Source organism: Sessilibacter sp. MAH1, from assembly GCF_054658315.1.
Genome location: NZ_BAAGIC010000008.1, coordinates 112987 through 129320 on the forward strand (window position 1 = coordinate 112987; position 16334 = coordinate 129320).

Sequence of the window (16334 nt, forward strand, 5' to 3'; positions counted from 1 at the left end):
ATTCTCCTATTCGCCCTTACAGTAGTTTGCGCTCTCTGCAAACACTTGTTTTATATTGTAGTTTGTCGATTGAAAACTAGAGACCATTGCATCAATCTGATTTCGATCGGTCGCGTCAACGGGTGGGCGTAAACACACAGTGTTAAATACCTTAGTAACTTGGCAACTTGCAAACGCATCACTGTGAGCAAGCTCCATACTCATACTTCTCGCACCAGATCCTGTGCCGGGCAGCGATTCATCCCAACCGATGGCGCGGTTAATTCCTTGGCGCCAGTAGTTATCCCAATTATCGTTAGGCGTGATAAATCCAAATGGGAAACTATTACTGTTGATCAGGTATTTTTCTTGAACACGAGTCCCAGTAACCGGGTCAATGTCTCCGGCTCTGTGGTAGTCAATCTGACCATTCTCACCGGTCGGGTCGGTATCAACATCAAAATTCCATGAGTAATAAGCGTATGCTTGAGCTAAAGGGTCCATTCCCGAATGGCAACCCACACAGTTATTAAGGAAGACTCGGCTATCACCACCCGGACTTCTCGATACATCTTGGCGGATTCGGTCTGGAATTCTTGTGTTATCTTGAAGCTGCTCAAGATCGGTACAAAGATGATTCAACAAGGTAAAGCGGAACATTGCCCGGTTGGTACCGGCAAAGAAGAAAGCTCTCGCTCCAGCACGACTGGTAATGATTCCCGATGCTGCATCGGCCGGTAACCCGGTAACCTCAGATTGCACTCGCAGCTCTAAGTTATCGCGAAGGTTGATACCGCGTGATTCGAGTTGCTCGTAATGATTGTTGTTGCTGTTAGAGTAAGCCGCAACACCCGTGCTCGCAGCACCAACGTAAAGAATGTTGTCGTAGAGAATACGTCTAAAATCGATTTCATCTCGTGTTGCACCAATGACGGTGGCGGTGTAGTCATTCAACGGACGAAACACGTCCTCGTCACGGTTAGTCCAGGGTGTCACCCAGTTTTTAACCGTCACGCTGTAAAACCGCTCATCGTTCATAGCTATTCGAGCAGCCTGAACGCCATTTCCCTCGGCAATTAAATTGGCCATGGCCAATAACGTTGACTCCGTGGCTGGGGCACCAACCAAACGGTCATGCATGCGTTTGGCCTGTTCAAAAGGCCCTGCTTGCACTGATGTTGAAAGAGCTAGAGCTACAGCAAAAGCAGCACATTGAGCTACATTTTTGGTAAACGCTCGCAAGGTGAACCCTATTTCATTATCTAGGCTAATCATGTGATTTCGCAGAATGTTCTCAGTATTTTGAGCTGAATGGACAGAATCCATCATCGTTGTTAACCACAAAGTTTAACCTTTAATGGTTAGAAACTTGTGTTTATTGCAACACAAAATCTTCAAATTTAAGGAATAGCACTTTCTTATCGGAATCATCAGTGCAAATAATGGTTGCCTCGGCAAACCAGCATCCAAGTCAAATTCACTGATATTATGCGGATAAAAACCGAGATAGACAGGACTTGTTCGCGCCAGTAGATGTTAAACAAGTCTCAAGTTAGAGCATCACTAATGTCTAAATTTAAATAACATCTAAACATAACAAAATTATATTCTAATAATCTTTAAATTATGTATTCTCAGTTATTAATTGCTAATGAATAAACCAAACATCTGATAAATCTAGCATTTTTCTGTTTGTCGTTTTAAATCCCGAATCTTGTGCTTTCGAGCTGTGCTTTTAATTTCGTGAATTATGGCACGGATAGATTTAGCGGATTTCCAGACAATTCAGGGCATTAAAAGTCTGTGCGAAGACTCAGTGTTAGTAAAACTAACTTCATACACGTTAAAAGATTACTCAGAGCAATTTAACTGGCCTGCGTCGGTTGCTACTTAGGCCAAAGCCTTACCGAGCACCTTATTTAACCATCATTTGGGAAACCCCATGTTGTTACGTCGTTATCATCGTCTGTATCTGCCAACTCTTTTAGCAATAGCACTTACAGGCTGCGGCGGCGCAGGCTCCAGCGGAAGCAATGGTGGTGTCAGTTCGGGCGACGAGCCCGATGTAGTTGTTCAAGATATTCCCATCGCATACATTCGCCGACCAATACCGGTCGATGATAACGGCGATATGATTGCTAACGAACTGCTCGACCCAACGCAATTTTTCCCAGGGGCCGAGTTGATCATTCGTGAACGAGCCGATTCAGATGCACAAGAGTTTATTGTTACTGAGGGAGTGTTTGCCGAAGGCGAGCTTTACGATGTAAAAGATTTGAGCGTATCCAACGACGGCGAATTGTTGCTGTTTGCAATGCGAGCGCCTGAAATCGAAGACGCCGATGACGACGAACAGCCCACTTGGAACATTTGGGAATACAACCTAGCGGAAAATATTCTGCGCCGAATCATAGTCGATGACATCACCGCCGAGGCCGGCCAAGATGTGAACCCGCACTATCTTCCTGATGGCAGAATTGTTTTTTCTTCTACTCGCCAAGAGCGCAGCCGTGCCGTCTTACTCGACGATGGCAAACCTCAGTATGCCGCTCAAACAGAAGCTAACGCTGAAGATGGCTTTGTACTGCACGTCATGGAAAATACCGGCATTAATATTCAACAAATCACTTACAATCAAAGCCACGATTTACAACCCACCGTGATCGCCAACGGACAAATCGTATTCAATCGTTGGAGCAACAAAGATCGAACCAACCGTGTTTCACTGTTTAGCATTCGCCCAGACGGTCAAGACAATCAACAGTTATATGGCTATAACAGCCAAACCACAGGCTTTGAAGGCTCACAAGCGGTTTTTTTCGATCCGAAACCTATGGCCGATGGCAGGATGCTCGCCCTACTTCGAACGCGTAACTCCACCAACTGGGGCGGCGACATAGTTGCAATTGATATTGATAATTTCAGTGACGCCAACCAAGACATCAACCTGCCTATAAATGTCGACAACCCCGGTGACGCCGACATGACCGGCGGGCAAGAATCCTTGGCATTTGGTGTGATTCCTGTCGATAACAACCCAAATACTATTTCTCTGAATGGGTACTTCGCCGCGGCTACAGACCTGTTTGACAGTACCTCAAGACTGCTCGTGAGCTGGACAAACTGCCGATTAGAAGATCCAAATACCGGCGCGACACTCGCCTGTACCGACGATAACTTTACAATTGAAGGCATTACCGAAGCACAACCATTGTATGGGCTTTGGATTTACGATTTATCCGCCCGAACGCTTCTGCCAATCTTTCCGGCTACAGTCGGTGTCATGTACACCGATGTGGTCTCCTTTGGCGCCAGAGCAGAAGATTTGTTCTTGGCCGATCGACAACCCGGCGTCGAGCTTGATCAAATGCAGGTTGACGCTAACCTTGCCGAACTGCACATTCGCAACGTTTACGAAACTAACGGCGAAGATACCAGCATTGGTATCGCAAGGCTCGCTGACCCTGTACTTACAACAGCGGCGCAACGTCCAGCTCGCTTCTTAAAAATAGAAAAAGCCGTTAGCATTCCCGACGATGACGTGTTCGACTTCGATCGCTCCGCTTTTGGTTTTTCTAACTCGATGCGCGAAATAATTGGGTATGTGCCTGTTGAGCCCGACGGCTCGGTAATGACGTTGGTTCCAACTGATGTCGCATTAACCGTATCCATCACCAACGCCCAAGGTCAACGTATTAGCCGAACCAGCCCAACGTGGTTTACCGCCCGCCCTGGTGAAAATATTCAATCCAATGATTTGAGCATTGCACTGCGTCGCCTCGATGCGAGTCAACCATCCAGTAACCCCGGCGCACCGACAAACGGCTTCAACTTCCCAAATACCGAACCTCTACTTATCGCCTTTGAAGGCGAAACCATGGCTGAGACTTTTGCTCGCATTAACGGCATTCGTGAACCCAGCGTCGATTTGATTTTTGTCGACGACTGGACCGACCCGAATATTCGTCCAAAAGACCCGAGCTTCTCCTTTTTGTATGCCGACTTAGAAACACAAGCACCAGCCATTGAGGCCTGCCAAGATGATTGGGACGCAACCTGTAGAACCATCATCCACTATCCCGACCACATTCAACCTCTCTGGGATTTAGAACGCATCACGCTTGATATCAATGGTAACGAAATCAGCAACAACACCTGCACAGTTTGTCACAGTACTCGTGATGCTATGGATCAACTTCAGGTTCCGGCAGGTCAGCTCGAACTCGGCCAAATGCCACTAGACGGGAATCAGCAATTTCGCTCATTTAGAGAACTATTGGCTAATGATACCGAGGATGCCATTGTTGATGGAGCCCTCGTCCAAAGAACCGAAGAAGAATTCGCTCGGGATGAAAACGGCAATGTCATTTTTGAGACAGACGCCAACGGCAATATCATCCTTGATGAAAATGGCGCACCAATACCAGTAATAAATATCATAACCTTCCCTGTAGTTCGCAGCATGATTGCTAACAATGCACAAGCGAGCTCTTTCTTCGATATTTTCGAAGCTGGAGCCAGCCATGAGGGATTCTTGTCCGACGCTGAACTAAAACTCATTAGTGAGTGGCTAGATTTAGGCGCACAGTATTACAATAACCCTTTTGATGCTCCGGAAGATTGAGCATTAACTCGCTAAAAATACGGAATATATTTTGTCGCTGCCTACTTACTTCACTCGCCTAATCTGCGTTTGTAGTCTACTGTTCATCACGCCTGCGTGTTTGGCCAAAGACGCTACCAACGTCATAGTTGATACAGGATACATTGATGTTCACACAGGCCCTGGCCGAGGCTACCCTGTTTTTCATGCCCTTGAAAAAGGCGAAACCATTGAGCTACTAAAACAGCGCACCGACTGGATTAAAGTAAAAACCAAACGCGGAAAAAAAGGCTGGATTCACGTCAGTGACGTTAACAAAACTCGTGGCGTAAACGGCGAAGTGGTAGCGTTTTCTACGCCGGGATTTGAACAATTCTCAAACCGCAAGTTTGAACTTGGCTTTTCGGCAGGGCAGTTCGAAAATTCTGACTCCATAAGCGCCTATGTGGGCTGGCACCTCAACAAAAACATCGCTCTTGAAGCTCACGCAACTCAAGTGGTTGGCGACTTCTCAGACAGCAGCATGTTTACCGCAAACGTTGTGTTAACACCATTTACGAACTGGAGAATCACTCCCTTTGTAACTTTAGGCGCAGGCACAATTGATATCAGCCCAGATGCAACTCTGGTGAGCACCGAAGATCGCACTAACGACGTTCTTCAAGTGGGTGGCGGAATTTACGGTTATATTGGACGTCGTTTTGTTGCACGCTTGCAATACAACAACAACACACTGGTCACGGATCGCAACGAAAATGAGGAGATTAACGAATGGCGACTCGGAATAACGGCTTTCTTTTAGGCCTTGCCATAGTTGCGACTGCAATCAGTTCGGTTTCTTACGCACAAGATGATGATGTTTTAGAAGCGATTATTACTCCAGATTTGGAGCGTCGCGAAATCAAAGAAAGTGATCTAGACACAGAAGATTTTGAAGTCGGCCTCTACTTTGGTGTGATCAATATCGAAGATTTTGGCAGTAACGACGTCGTCGGTGTTCGATTTGCGTATCATGTGAGTGAAGATTTTTTTATCGAAGCGGCCTACGCAGAAAGCTCTCTTAGCGAAACCAGCTTCGAGCGTCTATCGGGTGACATTCAGTTATTGACAGATGATCAACGCGACGTCACCTACTACAATCTGTCTGTTGGCTATAACTTTTTACCCGGAGAAGTGTTTCTTGGCTCCAAAAGAGCTCTGAATACCAATTTTTATTTGATTGCCGGAATTGGAAGCACCGAGTTTGCCGACGAAGAGCAGTTTACCTACAACGTTGGCGCCGGCCTCAATGTCTTTCCAACAGACTGGCTAAGTATTCGTCTGGATTTTCGTGATTACATCTTTGAACACGATATTTTTGGCGAAACAGTAAGCACGAATAACCTAGAGGCCACATTAGGATTCAACATTTATTTCTAACTGTTGTCATACGTCCGTTCAAATTGGCCCAACTAACAGATTATCGAGGATTAAGGATATGACTCTTAAACAACTATTAGCTCCATTGGCAACGCTGGCTCTGGGACTAACACTTATGACATCTACCGCCAATGCATCGGTAGAGCTCGACATTAAAGCCCCTGACTTTACGCTTAAACAACGCGGCGGCGAGAACTTCCGCCTGTCTGAGCATCGCGGCGAAGTGTTGTTCATCAACTTTTGGGCATCTTGGTGTGGCCCTTGCCGCCAAGAAATGCCGCTTTTGGATGAACTGCATCAACGCTACAGCGACGCTGGCTTTAAAGTCATTGGTATCAGCATTGATGAAGAACAATCTGCTGCCGATGCCATGCTGAAAAAAATCCCTGTTACATTCCCGGTTCTATACGATTCACAAAGCTCCGTAAGCCAGTTGTTTGATGTAGACGCCATGCCGACCAGCGTATTGGTTGATCGCAACGGCAACATGCGCTTTTTGCATCGCGGCTACAAACCAGGTTACGAAGACGACTACCGCGCACAAGTTAAAGAGTTGATCCGCGAATGAATCGAGTGATTCAACTGATCCTTTTATGGTGTTTGCTCATGCTGATGGGCTGCACCATAAAACCTTGGGTAAAACCCTATGAACGCCAAAATTTGGCCGATCCTATTATGAGCTTTGAGCGTGATCCTGTAGCAGCGGCTTACATCAATCACGTTTATGACGCTCGTGAAGCAGCACGTGGAGCCGAAGGCGGTTCTGGCGGTGGCTGCGGTTGTAACTAATCTGAAAGCATTATGAATAAAACTGCTGCAATACTGTTTCTGCGTTCATTCGTCCTGTTAACCGCGTCATTTGGTTTGTTAAATACAAGCAATGCCGCTGTGCTGCCCGAAGATCGAGCCGATATTCTCTACCACTCTTACGATGGCGGCGGTGTAAAAATCGACGGTCCATCTATTTTGGTTCGTAAAAATATCGCCGATAAAGTCTCGGTTTACGGTAATTATTATGTCGATGAAGTCACCGGTGCATCCATTGACGTAATGACCTTTGGTAGTCCGTATACCGAAGAGCGGGAAGAATTCAGTGTTGGTGCAGATTATCTGTACGACAAAACCATTATGAGTTTTGGTTACACCAACAGTAACGAAAACGACTTTGAAGCCGAAACCTACAACATTGGTTTTAGCCAAGATTTCTTTGGTGATCTATCCACCTTATCGATTGGTTTCACCTACGGTGAAAATACCATTGGCCGTACAGGCGATCCTGAGTTTGAAGAGTTTTCCGACTCGAAGCGCTTTCGTATCGGACTCACCCAAGTTATCACCAAAAACTTTTTGCTAAGCCTAAATGCCGAAACCGTTACCGATCAGGGCTTTTTAAATAACCCCTATCGTCAAGTGCGTTTCTTAACTGGCGATGGCACAACCGCCTCTTCGCGCAGCGAACTTTATCCCAACACTCGCAACAGCGATGCGTTTTCTGTCAAGGGTATTTACTATCTACCTTACCGAGCATCTTTACGTGCCGACTATCGCACCTACTCCGACAGCTTTGGTGTAGAAGCAGAAAACTACGAAATTCGTTACGTTCATCCACTCAAAAGCGTACAAGGCTTAATTCTAGAAGCGCGAGTTAGAACCAACGACCAAACCCAAGCAGACTTCTACTCAGACCTACTACCCTTTGATGGCGCCACCAACTTCTTTGCCCGCGACAAAGAACTCAGCACCTTTACCAGTATTCAATTTGGCTTTGGAATCTCCTACGAACTTAAAGCCAAATGGCTTTCAGCTTTCGACAAAACCACCATCAACCTTCAATACGACCGCATCGAATTCGACTACGACAACTTCAGAGACCTAACCGCCAACCAAAACGGCGAATTCGCCATTGGCGAAGAACCCCTGTACAGCTTTGAAGCCGACGTAGTCAGACTGTATTTATCGTTTTGGTATTAGCAAGACAGTATAAGAACATTGAAAAATATACCCCTATTAGCCTAGCTTAATAATCTGTTAGCTAGGCCACTTCTCAAAGATCCGTGCTCTCCCCCTACTTTAGAATTAATTAAGCACTCACTTAATTATTAATAATAAAAATCAAAAATATAAAATTAATATATTTTATTTATAATAAATATTACTCAGCAATATAATCCTTTGTTCAAACCGGAACCTAACGCTATATCGCAATTCATTTCACAAAGGAACTTCAACCGTGAATAAACTTTTTGTATCTTTAATTTTTGCCGCAGCTTCATTTAACGCAGTAGCTGGATCAGGAAATGGATTCCACAAAATAACTTCTGTTAACTTGTCTGATACCGGATATTTACTTATCACTTTTGATGGTCGCGATCACACAGAATCGTGCACAACCACTAGCACCGGTAATACTTTAATTGTGGATCGCGCGAATGCTGACTACTTGGATCGCCGATATACAATGGCTTTATCAGCTTTGCTAGCTGGGAAGGAAGTTTACGCCTATGTAAACGGCTGCTTGTCTGAATTTAATAACGCAACGATGTATGGCAGGGCAACCAAGATGATCATAAAAGATTAACTTAAAAAAAGCCCGCATAAATGCGGGCTTCAAGCGCTCGGTTTAAAATGAACAAACAATAACCAAATTAGAATTGGTTCATGGTGTTGTCTTTACCACTTGCTTTAAGTGCAGCGTCACCAGAGAAGTATTCTTTGTGATCATCACCAATATTTGAACCAGCCATGTCTTGGTGTTTAACACAATCCAATCCTTCACGGATTTCTTTACGCTGTACGCCAGCAACATAAGCCAACATACCTTGGTCACCGAAGTAGCCTTTCGCAAGATTGTCAGTAGACAATGCAGCGGTGTGGTAAGTTGGTAGAGTGATCAAGTGGTGGAAAATACCCGCTTCACGTGATGCATCTGCTTGGAAAGACTGAATGCGAGCATCAGCTTCTTGCGCAAGATCGGTTGCATCGTAATCAACTGACATCAACTTAGCGCGGTCGTAAGCAGATACGTCTTTACCTTCTGCAGCCCAAGCATCGAATACTTGTTGACGGAAGTTTAGAGTCCAGTTGAATGAAGGCGAGTTGTTGTAAACAAGTTTCGCATCAGGCACAACTTCACGAATACGGTTAACCATTTCGGCGATTTGGCCAACGTGTGGTTTTTCAGTTTCGATCCAAAGAAGGTCTGCACCGTTTTGTAGTGAAGTAATACAGTCAAGTACAACACGGTCAACACCAGAACCTGCTTTGAACTGGAACAAGCCAGAAGCCAAACGCTTAGGCTTAAGCAACTTGCCGTTTGCTTTAACAACAACGTCACCGTTAGCAATGTCGTCAGCGCTTTCGATGTAATCACCGTCAAGGAAGCTGTTGTATTTGTCGCCAAGGTCGCCTGGTTCGTTAGTAACCGCGATTTGCTTGGTAAGACCAGCACCTAAAGAGTCGGTACGAGCAACAATAACGCCGTCTTCAACACCTAGCTCCATAAACGCGTAACGAACAGCGTTGATTTTTGCTAAGAAGTCAGAGTGTGGAACGGTTACTTTACCGTCTTGGTGACCACATTGCTTCTCGTCAGATACTTGGTTTTCGATTTGGATACAGCAAGCACCCGCTTCGATCATTTTCTTAGCAAGCAAGTAAGTTGCTTCTTCGTTACCGAAACCAGCGTCGATGTCCGCAATAATTGGCACAACGTGAGTTTGGAAGTTATCAACTTTAGCGATTGCCGCTTCTTCAGCTGCTTTGTCGCCTGCTGCACGAGCTGCGTCTAATTCTTTGAAGATATGACGAAGTTCACGAGCGTCAGCTTGTTTCAAGAAGGTGTAAAGCTCTTCGATCAAGTTAGCAACAGAGGTTTTTTCGTGCATTGATTGGTCTGGTAATGGACCGAAATCAGAGCGAAGTGCCGCAACCATCCAGCCAGAAAGGTACAAGTAACGGCTTTTGGTTTGACCAAAGTGCTTTTTAATGGCGATCAATTTTTGTTGACCGATAAAACCGTGCCAGCAACCCAAAGATTGAGTGTAGTTTGCTGGAGATTGGTCGTAAGCTGCCATGTCTTCACGCATAATTTTGGCAGTGTAGCGAGCGATATCCAAACCAGTTTTAAAGCGGTTTTGAAGATCCATACGCACAGCGTATTCAGGATTAATTTCACGCCATGCATTACCGTTCTTATCAATAACGCTTGCTGCGGCTTGGATTTTTTCTAAATAATTGCTCATGTCAATCTCCTCTGGGTAATACGTTGAGAGTCCAGCGTTAAATTCTTTCAGTTACAGTGCTTTCGCTTTTTGGCGGTAAGCATGTAGTAGTGGTTCGGTATAGCCGTTAGGCTGTGTTGTGCCTTCAAAAACCAAAGCTTCTGCAGCTTGATAGGCTACGCTCTGCTCAAAGTTTGGCGCCATATTTTGGTAATTAGGGTCACCGGCATTTTGTTGATCTACAACTTCAGCCATGCGCTGCATAACTTCTTTAACTTGTTCTACGGTACAAATTTCGTGCTTCAACCAGTTCGCAATGTGCTGGCTAGAAATACGTAAAGTTGCACGGTCTTCCATTAAACCTACGCCGTTGATATCAGGTACTTTCGAACAGCCAACACCTTGATCAATCCAGCGAACAACGTAGCCCAAGATACCTTGCGCGTTGTTTTCCAGTTCTGCTTCGATAATTTTGGCAGTCGGTTGCATACCATGCGGCATCAACGGAATGGTCAAAATATCGGTTAAAGAAGCTCGCTCACGACCTTTCAACTCTTCTTGCGTCGCGAATACATCTACTTGGTGATAGTGCATTGCGTGCAAAGTTGCAGCTGTAGGCGAAGGTACCCACGCGGTGCTAGCACCAGCTTTTGGGTGACCAATTTTTTGTTCCATCATGGCGGCCATTTCATCTGGCATCGCCCACATACCTTTACCGATTTGCGCTTTACCAGTGAATCCGCACTCAAGGCCGATATCCACGTTCCAGTTTTCGTAAGCAGCAATCCATGGTTGTGACTTGATTTGACCTTTAGGAATAAAGGCACCTGCTAGCATGCTGGTGTGAATCTCGTCACCGGTACGATCTAAGAAGCCAGTATTAATGAAGAAAACACGCTCTTTGGCAGCACGGATACACTCTTTCAAGTTAACCGTGGTGCGACGTTCTTCATCCATAATGCCGACTTTTAAGGTGTTCTTTTCAAGACCAAGCAATTGCTCAACGCGTGTGAACAAGTCACAGGTGAACTGAACTTCAGCAGGGCCATGCATTTTTGGCTTAACGATGTAGATGCTGCCAGTACGACTGTTACGGTATTTACCTTTTTGGTTAAGGTCGATAGTCGCAATCAAAGATGTAACAACTGCATCAACAATACCTTCTGGTGCTTCTTCGCCAGTGCTGGTGGTCATTAAGCTTGTTGTCATCAAATGACCAACGTTACGCACCAACATCAACGAACGACCGTGAAGGTTGTAGTCACCACCTAACGGAGTGTGGAAGTGACGGTCATCAGCCATTTTACGCGTTAAGGTTTGGCCGCCTTTTTCAAAGCTCTCTTCTAGATCACCTTTGTTTAGGCCCAACCAGTTTTTGTAAACTTCGATCTTGTCTTCAGGATCAACCGCTGCAACCGAGTCTTCGCAATCCATAATGGTACTTAGCGCAGACTCAACCAAAATATCGGTAATAGTTGAGTTGTGATTGCTGTCTTTTTGATCGTTACGAATCAATTCTAGATCAATGTGAAGACCGTTATTCTTCAATACGATGGATTCTGGGTGGTTGCCGTCACCATCGTAAGCAACGAATTGTCCTGGGCTTTCTAGACCAGAAGTAATACCGCCGTCGAAGTAAGCCAATAGATGGCTTGAGAAAACGGAGTATTGCAAAACGTCTTTGTGCGAACCTTTAGCAAGTGGGAAGCACTTGTCTAAGAATTCTGCTGCGTATTCAATAACAGCCGCGCCGCGAGCGTGGTTGTATTCTTTACCTGGCGCTAACTCACCTTCTTTAGAGATAACATCAGAACCGTACAACGCATCGTACAAGCTACCCCAACGTGCGTTGGCAGCGTTTAATGCAAAGCGTGCGTTCTTAACAGGTACAACCAACTGAGGGCCTGCTAAAGAAGCAATCTCTTCGTCAACGTTTGCGGTTTCAATTTGGAAATCCGGACCTTCTTCAAGCAAATAACCTATGCTTTTCAAAAACTCCTGATACTCTGCTTGCCCAAAACCTTCTTGGCGTTCTAAATGCCATTGATCAATCTTGGCTTGGATTTCATCACGTACTGCAAGTAATTCTTTGTTGACCGGTGCCAAGTCTTCGATAAGCTGTTGGAAGCCTGCCCAAAACTCTTCTGATTTGACATCGGTGAGCGGCAACACTTCGTTTTGGATGAACGAATACAAATCCTGGTTAATCCGGGACATGTCGATTGGTCTCGGTGCTTCAGTGGATTGGTTCATGAGATTGCCCTTCGCGTTTTAGTTGCTGTTGAAACATGTTGCTAGTGTAGTAATTTTTTAACTAAAATTTCACAATAAAAATTTCACATTGTTAATTTCACAAAAATGAAGAATTCAAACAACTTACTTAGAAAATCCCATTTCCTCGGCACTAAGATCCGTAATCTGCGTAAAAGCAACCATTTAACAATGGAAGACTTATCGTCACGTTGCGTGAAGATCAACGCAGATCTCGCCCCTTCGGTGTCATATCTCTCCATGATTGAGCGAGGAAAACGTGTCCCCAGTGAAGATATGCTCGGGGTAATTGCGGAGGTTTTTCAAAAAGACATTGGCTGGTTTTTAGACGATGTGTCTTCCGATGAAGCGATCAGTCCTGTGAAAACAAACCGTGGTGGCCTTAGCGGTATGGCACTGGAGCCCAGTTTTCTGTTCTCAAATGAGATTTTGCAAATTGCCCTTCCTGAAATGTTAGTCCAAACCGGAACAACCGGTAGACAATTTGCGCAATTATTAATCCGCGCTTATCAGGAATACCATCGCAATCACTTTCCTGACCTAGAGCGCGCTGCTGAGGAAGTTGGTCAAAAGCGTATGCCTTTAGATCAGCACGATATGATTGCAATCGCTGGGCGACTCGGCTTAGAAGTCGTTTGGTTTGACAGTGTACCAGAAGAAATTGCCGATGAGCTTGGCGTGCGCTCAAACAACATGGTGCGCTCGTATTTCGAGTCACCCAATAAAATTTGCCTTAACAACATCTTAAAAACCCAACCTGCTCGCATGAAATACGACCTAGCCGTACACATTGGTCACTGTATTTTGCACGACAAGGACGGTGTAAAGAGCTTATTAATGGCAGGCAGAAGCCAAGGGTTTAACGTAGAGCAAGGTCGGTTCGACTTATCGAATTCATCAGATGTAGACCCAAGAGATATATTGCAAGCATGGCGAGACTTCGAATGTAGCTTTTTCGCCGGCGCCCTTTTGTGCCCGAAAGTACCCTTCAGACAACTGCTTGATCGCACTGCCTACAGTGTTGACGTGCACAAAACCATTGGCGTAACGCCGTCGGTTGTAATGCGCAGAATGACCGCAGTTTCGCCTTATCCACACTGGCATTATTTCGATGCCTACGCACCGGGCACACTCAAAGCAGTGTATCGCGGCAATGGCATTCCCCTGCCTTGGGGCAACATGCGCCTGGTAGAAGACCCTTGCCAGCACTGGGCTGTATTCAGAATGATCACCAATGTTGATGCCCCGGATGGAACCTCGGCTCAGATTTCGGTGTTAGATGCCGGAGACGGCCCAAGAATTTACGCCTGTGAATCCCTCAAAGTTCAAGATTTAGCCGGTAACAGCCACGTATTGTGTGCGGGTATCGATCTTAATCCCGCTTTAGATACTCAGATGCAAAATGCTCAAGAAATTGCACAGAGCCTAAAAGAAACCTGTGTCGCCGCAGGCGGTTCCGCCAAAATTCCCGACTCAATACAGAAAGAATTAACTCGTGTCGCGCGGATTTTAAATATCTCTTGGGTTAAACGCGGCCTAGACAGTTCCGCCCGCGTTATTTGTTCACGAGGTGCTGTATGCCCAAGAAAGCCTAGCTGCTATTCCTGCGTGAATATTTAAGGAAAACTCCGATTTATCCAAAGCTGCCTATCTCGGACGTGTTGCAATCTTCGTTAACGATGAATAGTTGAAGATATAAAACCGAAAACAAACAGTCGAAATAGCAAATAAATTGGTAATTACACTTGCAACATCCACTTCTGATTACAGCCTCTGGTTAAATTAAAGAGGCGTTGATCAGAGGTATCTCAACTAAAACTTATAGCTCTGTCAGCATTTTTTAATCACCAAAGATCTTATTTAATTTTTTACCGGTTAATCAGAAGTGTCAGCAATCTCGCTAATAATTTAAAAATCAAAACAGCTGACAAAAAGCTTTTAAATAATAGGTCTCAAAAAATCCTCCATCATACAAAAAATGTTTAATCCAGCATGTTGTATCAATCTCGACAACGGCTTTTAATCATGATAGAAAACTCTGATTAACTCAGAGCTTTCAGCAATAAAGTATTTCCAGAGCATTAAGCGATGATAGTTGTGAAGGGTCTGAACATGGAATCGTCAATTTACACTCAGTGATTAAATCATGACGGAGTTAATCGGAGATTCCTAAGAACTCCCTGATCACCAACTTATTTTATGGCGATCAACAAAGATTACGCCGCCCAAATTCGTGCGCTAAAGCATTTATACTTTTAAAAAACATGTACGAATACAACAGCACGGTATTTAAGAACTACCGATTAAATTATGCCCGCAAAAAAACTGCAGCCTTAAAACAAAACATAGTAAAAACATTTCTGTAAATTACAGAAATTCCAAAAAATGAAAATTGTAAAAAAATATTCGTAAAACTTGCCAGAAATACCAGTTCAAAGCGTGAGATATAAAAATAACACTCGCTCTTTTCTTGTTAACAACTGGACTGAACATGAACAAAATTCTGCTCACAACACTTTTAACGGTCATTGTTTCTGGATGCGAAACCTTCACCGACCTGTCAGCAACCAAAAACACGCAAACGAAAGAGACAGATAACGTGGCGTCTGTCAGCGAAAGCTGTCCGGGCAGCACGGAAATCCCCGCTCAATTCGCGCAGTACTTTAAAGCGGTCGATGACCAAGAGTTACTGGATAAAGCACTGGGAGAAGCGGGTAAAGGAGGTTTATGCAAAGGCCAAGTATACGAAAGCACACAAGAATTACCGGCAGACTTTTTTAGAGCTTGGAACAGCACCAATCCGAATAGTGAATTCGGCCAATGGTGGGCTTTCTTCAAACCAGAAGGCAGCACCTCTGAATATCGAGAACAATATGAAATTTGCTTTCAATGGTCGCCACTGGATCGCCTCGTATCCTGTCCACTAAAAGCACAGCAAAAGATTGTTGTCGGTCCCGGTCAAAGTGCCTATTGCTCTCAATACTTAAGCTACCCCGCATCTGAAGCTCTGCAAATCTTTATTGCAGATGCCGCAAACGCCTTCAACACCGACCAATGCCTAAAAGCCACCGATCACTTTAATTGGGTAGAAAATTAACCCATTAAAGCCTCTGATTTATTCATCTTTGAATTGATCAGAGGCCTCTACAACAACGCCCAATGATATCTACCTTTAATTACCCAAAAGTCAATTATCGTCCGTAAAATCACGCCAATACTTTTCCGAACAAAACACCATCCCCAAAAGCCGTCGCACAAACGCCTGCTCAATACCCGCAGAAAAACTCTGAACAAAGCTCGTATCCGTTTTAAATGAGAACAATATCGCTTATAAAAACCCTATTAAAGATACACTCGAACGAAAACGGTAAAGGTAATTTAGACACAGATGAATGAGAGCGAACAAAACCTGACACAATTATCAGATTGCATTAAAAAAATAAGGCTTTTTTCCAAATAGTTTCCAGATTCCTAATTGTGCTCTAGGGTGTTAGCATAGGAATATAAAAATCAAAGAAATACTAAACAAAAGGTGATAAAAAAATTCATATTAATGAGTTTTTGTCCATCGCATAAAGAACGAATCAGCACTTTCGCACGACGGTGCACCATACTACCCAAACAAACTGGCGTTTTGCTTGCTGATAATGGATCTTAAACAATCGTCTTCGTTTGAAAAAACAAAGGCAATTTTGGTTCTTCTTTTTGTGATGTACAGCGCTGAAGGCACGAACTTAGCCGCTCGCAATCTTTGGGCGGTTATAATCGCTACGGCCAAAACCGTAACGCTTTGACGGCAAAATCACTGTAAGATAGCTTTCTGTTCACCTAGGGATTTGAGT

General features: G+C 44.6%; 12 protein-coding genes. 9 read left to right on the plus strand and 3 right to left on the minus strand.

Annotated features, from left to right (window positions below; translation table 11 throughout):
- Positions 1 to 6 precede the first annotated feature (6 nt).
- Entirely contained in the window at positions 7 to 1254 is a 1248-nt protein-coding gene (locus ACYQ28_RS10005; protein WP_460049783.1) for a hypothetical protein, read from the minus strand.
- 667 nt (positions 1255 to 1921) lie between these two features.
- On the opposite strand from ACYQ28_RS10005, the gene ACYQ28_RS10010 reads away from it, so the two are divergent.
- The 7 genes from ACYQ28_RS10010 (at position 1922) to ACYQ28_RS10040 (ending at position 8579) form a co-directional block, all read left to right on the plus strand.
- Positions 1922 to 4603: an HzsA-related protein gene (locus ACYQ28_RS10010; RefSeq protein WP_460049785.1), complete on the plus strand. Its 2682-nt coding sequence runs from the start codon at positions 1922 to 1924 to the stop codon at positions 4601 to 4603.
- A gap of 31 nt (positions 4604 to 4634) precedes the next feature.
- The gene (locus ACYQ28_RS10015) at positions 4635 to 5384 is read left to right on the plus strand and encodes an SH3 domain-containing protein (protein WP_460049787.1); all 750 of its coding nucleotides are present in this window, start codon (positions 4635 to 4637) and stop codon (positions 5382 to 5384) included.
- Complete coding sequence (locus ACYQ28_RS10020; protein ID WP_460049789.1) at positions 5354 to 6001, plus strand: outer membrane beta-barrel domain-containing protein; 648 nt, start codon at positions 5354 to 5356, stop codon at positions 5999 to 6001. The genes ACYQ28_RS10015 and ACYQ28_RS10020 overlap by 31 nt, the downstream gene beginning before the upstream one ends.
- 58 nt (positions 6002 to 6059) lie before the next feature.
- Positions 6060 to 6569 carry a TlpA family protein disulfide reductase gene (locus ACYQ28_RS10025; protein ID WP_460049791.1) on the plus strand — a complete coding sequence of 170 codons (510 nt, stop codon included), beginning with the start codon at positions 6060 to 6062 and terminating at the stop codon, positions 6567 to 6569.
- Positions 6566 to 6790 (plus strand): DUF4266 domain-containing protein, encoded by a 225-nt coding sequence (locus ACYQ28_RS10030; protein WP_460049793.1) that lies wholly within the window; start codon positions 6566 to 6568, stop codon positions 6788 to 6790. The genes ACYQ28_RS10025 and ACYQ28_RS10030 overlap by 4 nt, the downstream gene beginning before the upstream one ends.
- A 12-nt stretch (positions 6791 to 6802) precedes the next feature.
- Complete coding sequence (locus tag ACYQ28_RS10035; RefSeq protein WP_460049795.1) at positions 6803 to 7972, plus strand: DUF3570 domain-containing protein; 1170 nt, start codon at positions 6803 to 6805, stop codon at positions 7970 to 7972.
- Between the two features lie 259 nt (positions 7973 to 8231).
- The gene (locus ACYQ28_RS10040) at positions 8232 to 8579 is read left to right on the plus strand and encodes a hypothetical protein (protein WP_460049797.1); all 348 of its coding nucleotides are present in this window, start codon (positions 8232 to 8234) and stop codon (positions 8577 to 8579) included.
- A gap of 67 nt (positions 8580 to 8646) precedes the next feature.
- On the opposite strand, the gene ACYQ28_RS10045 is transcribed toward ACYQ28_RS10040, so the two are convergent.
- Both ACYQ28_RS10045 and ACYQ28_RS10050 read right to left on the minus strand, forming a co-directional pair.
- Positions 8647 to 10242, minus strand: a complete 1596-nt coding sequence (locus ACYQ28_RS10045) for an isocitrate lyase (RefSeq protein WP_460049799.1) — start codon at positions 10240 to 10242, stop codon at positions 8647 to 8649.
- A 51-nt stretch (positions 10243 to 10293) separates the two neighbouring features.
- Entirely contained in the window at positions 10294 to 12474 is a 2181-nt protein-coding gene (locus tag ACYQ28_RS10050; RefSeq protein ID WP_460049801.1) for a malate synthase G, read from the minus strand.
- Between the two features lie 105 nt (positions 12475 to 12579).
- Between ACYQ28_RS10050 and ACYQ28_RS10055 the strand changes: the two genes are divergently transcribed.
- Together ACYQ28_RS10055 and ACYQ28_RS10060 are read left to right on the plus strand one after the other, a co-directional pair.
- Positions 12580 to 14112, plus strand: a complete 1533-nt coding sequence (locus ACYQ28_RS10055) for a DUF3612 domain-containing protein (protein ID WP_460049803.1) — start codon at positions 12580 to 12582, stop codon at positions 14110 to 14112.
- A gap of 871 nt (positions 14113 to 14983) precedes the next feature.
- Complete coding sequence (locus ACYQ28_RS10060) at positions 14984 to 15589, plus strand: hypothetical protein (RefSeq protein ID WP_460049805.1); 606 nt, start codon at positions 14984 to 14986, stop codon at positions 15587 to 15589.
- The last annotated feature ends 745 nt before the right edge of the window (positions 15590 to 16334 follow it).

What these genes read in the sequence shown, in the direction of transcription:
- ACYQ28_RS10045 (WP_460049799.1), bottom strand. Translation starts at nt 10,242, where the DNA reads ATGAGCAATTATTTAGAAAAAATCCAAGCCGCAGCAAGCGTTATTGAT.
- ACYQ28_RS10035 (WP_460049795.1), top strand. Translation starts at nt 6,803, where the DNA reads ATGAATAAAACTGCTGCAATACTGTTTCTGCGTTCATTCGTCCTGTTA.
- ACYQ28_RS10020 (WP_460049789.1), top strand. Translation starts at nt 5,354, where the DNA reads ATGGCGACTCGGAATAACGGCTTTCTTTTAGGCCTTGCCATAGTTGCG.
- ACYQ28_RS10050 (WP_460049801.1), bottom strand. Translation starts at nt 12,474, where the DNA reads ATGAACCAATCCACTGAAGCACCGAGACCAATCGACATGTCCCGGATT.
- ACYQ28_RS10005 (WP_460049783.1), bottom strand. Translation starts at nt 1,254, where the DNA reads ATGATTAGCCTAGATAATGAAATAGGGTTCACCTTGCGAGCGTTTACC.
- ACYQ28_RS10010 (WP_460049785.1), top strand. Translation starts at nt 1,922, where the DNA reads ATGTTGTTACGTCGTTATCATCGTCTGTATCTGCCAACTCTTTTAGCA.
- ACYQ28_RS10055 (WP_460049803.1), top strand. Translation starts at nt 12,580, where the DNA reads ATGAAGAATTCAAACAACTTACTTAGAAAATCCCATTTCCTCGGCACT.
- ACYQ28_RS10030 (WP_460049793.1), top strand. Translation starts at nt 6,566, where the DNA reads ATGAATCGAGTGATTCAACTGATCCTTTTATGGTGTTTGCTCATGCTG.
- ACYQ28_RS10025 (WP_460049791.1), top strand. Translation starts at nt 6,060, where the DNA reads ATGACTCTTAAACAACTATTAGCTCCATTGGCAACGCTGGCTCTGGGA.
- ACYQ28_RS10060 (WP_460049805.1), top strand. Translation starts at nt 14,984, where the DNA reads ATGAACAAAATTCTGCTCACAACACTTTTAACGGTCATTGTTTCTGGA.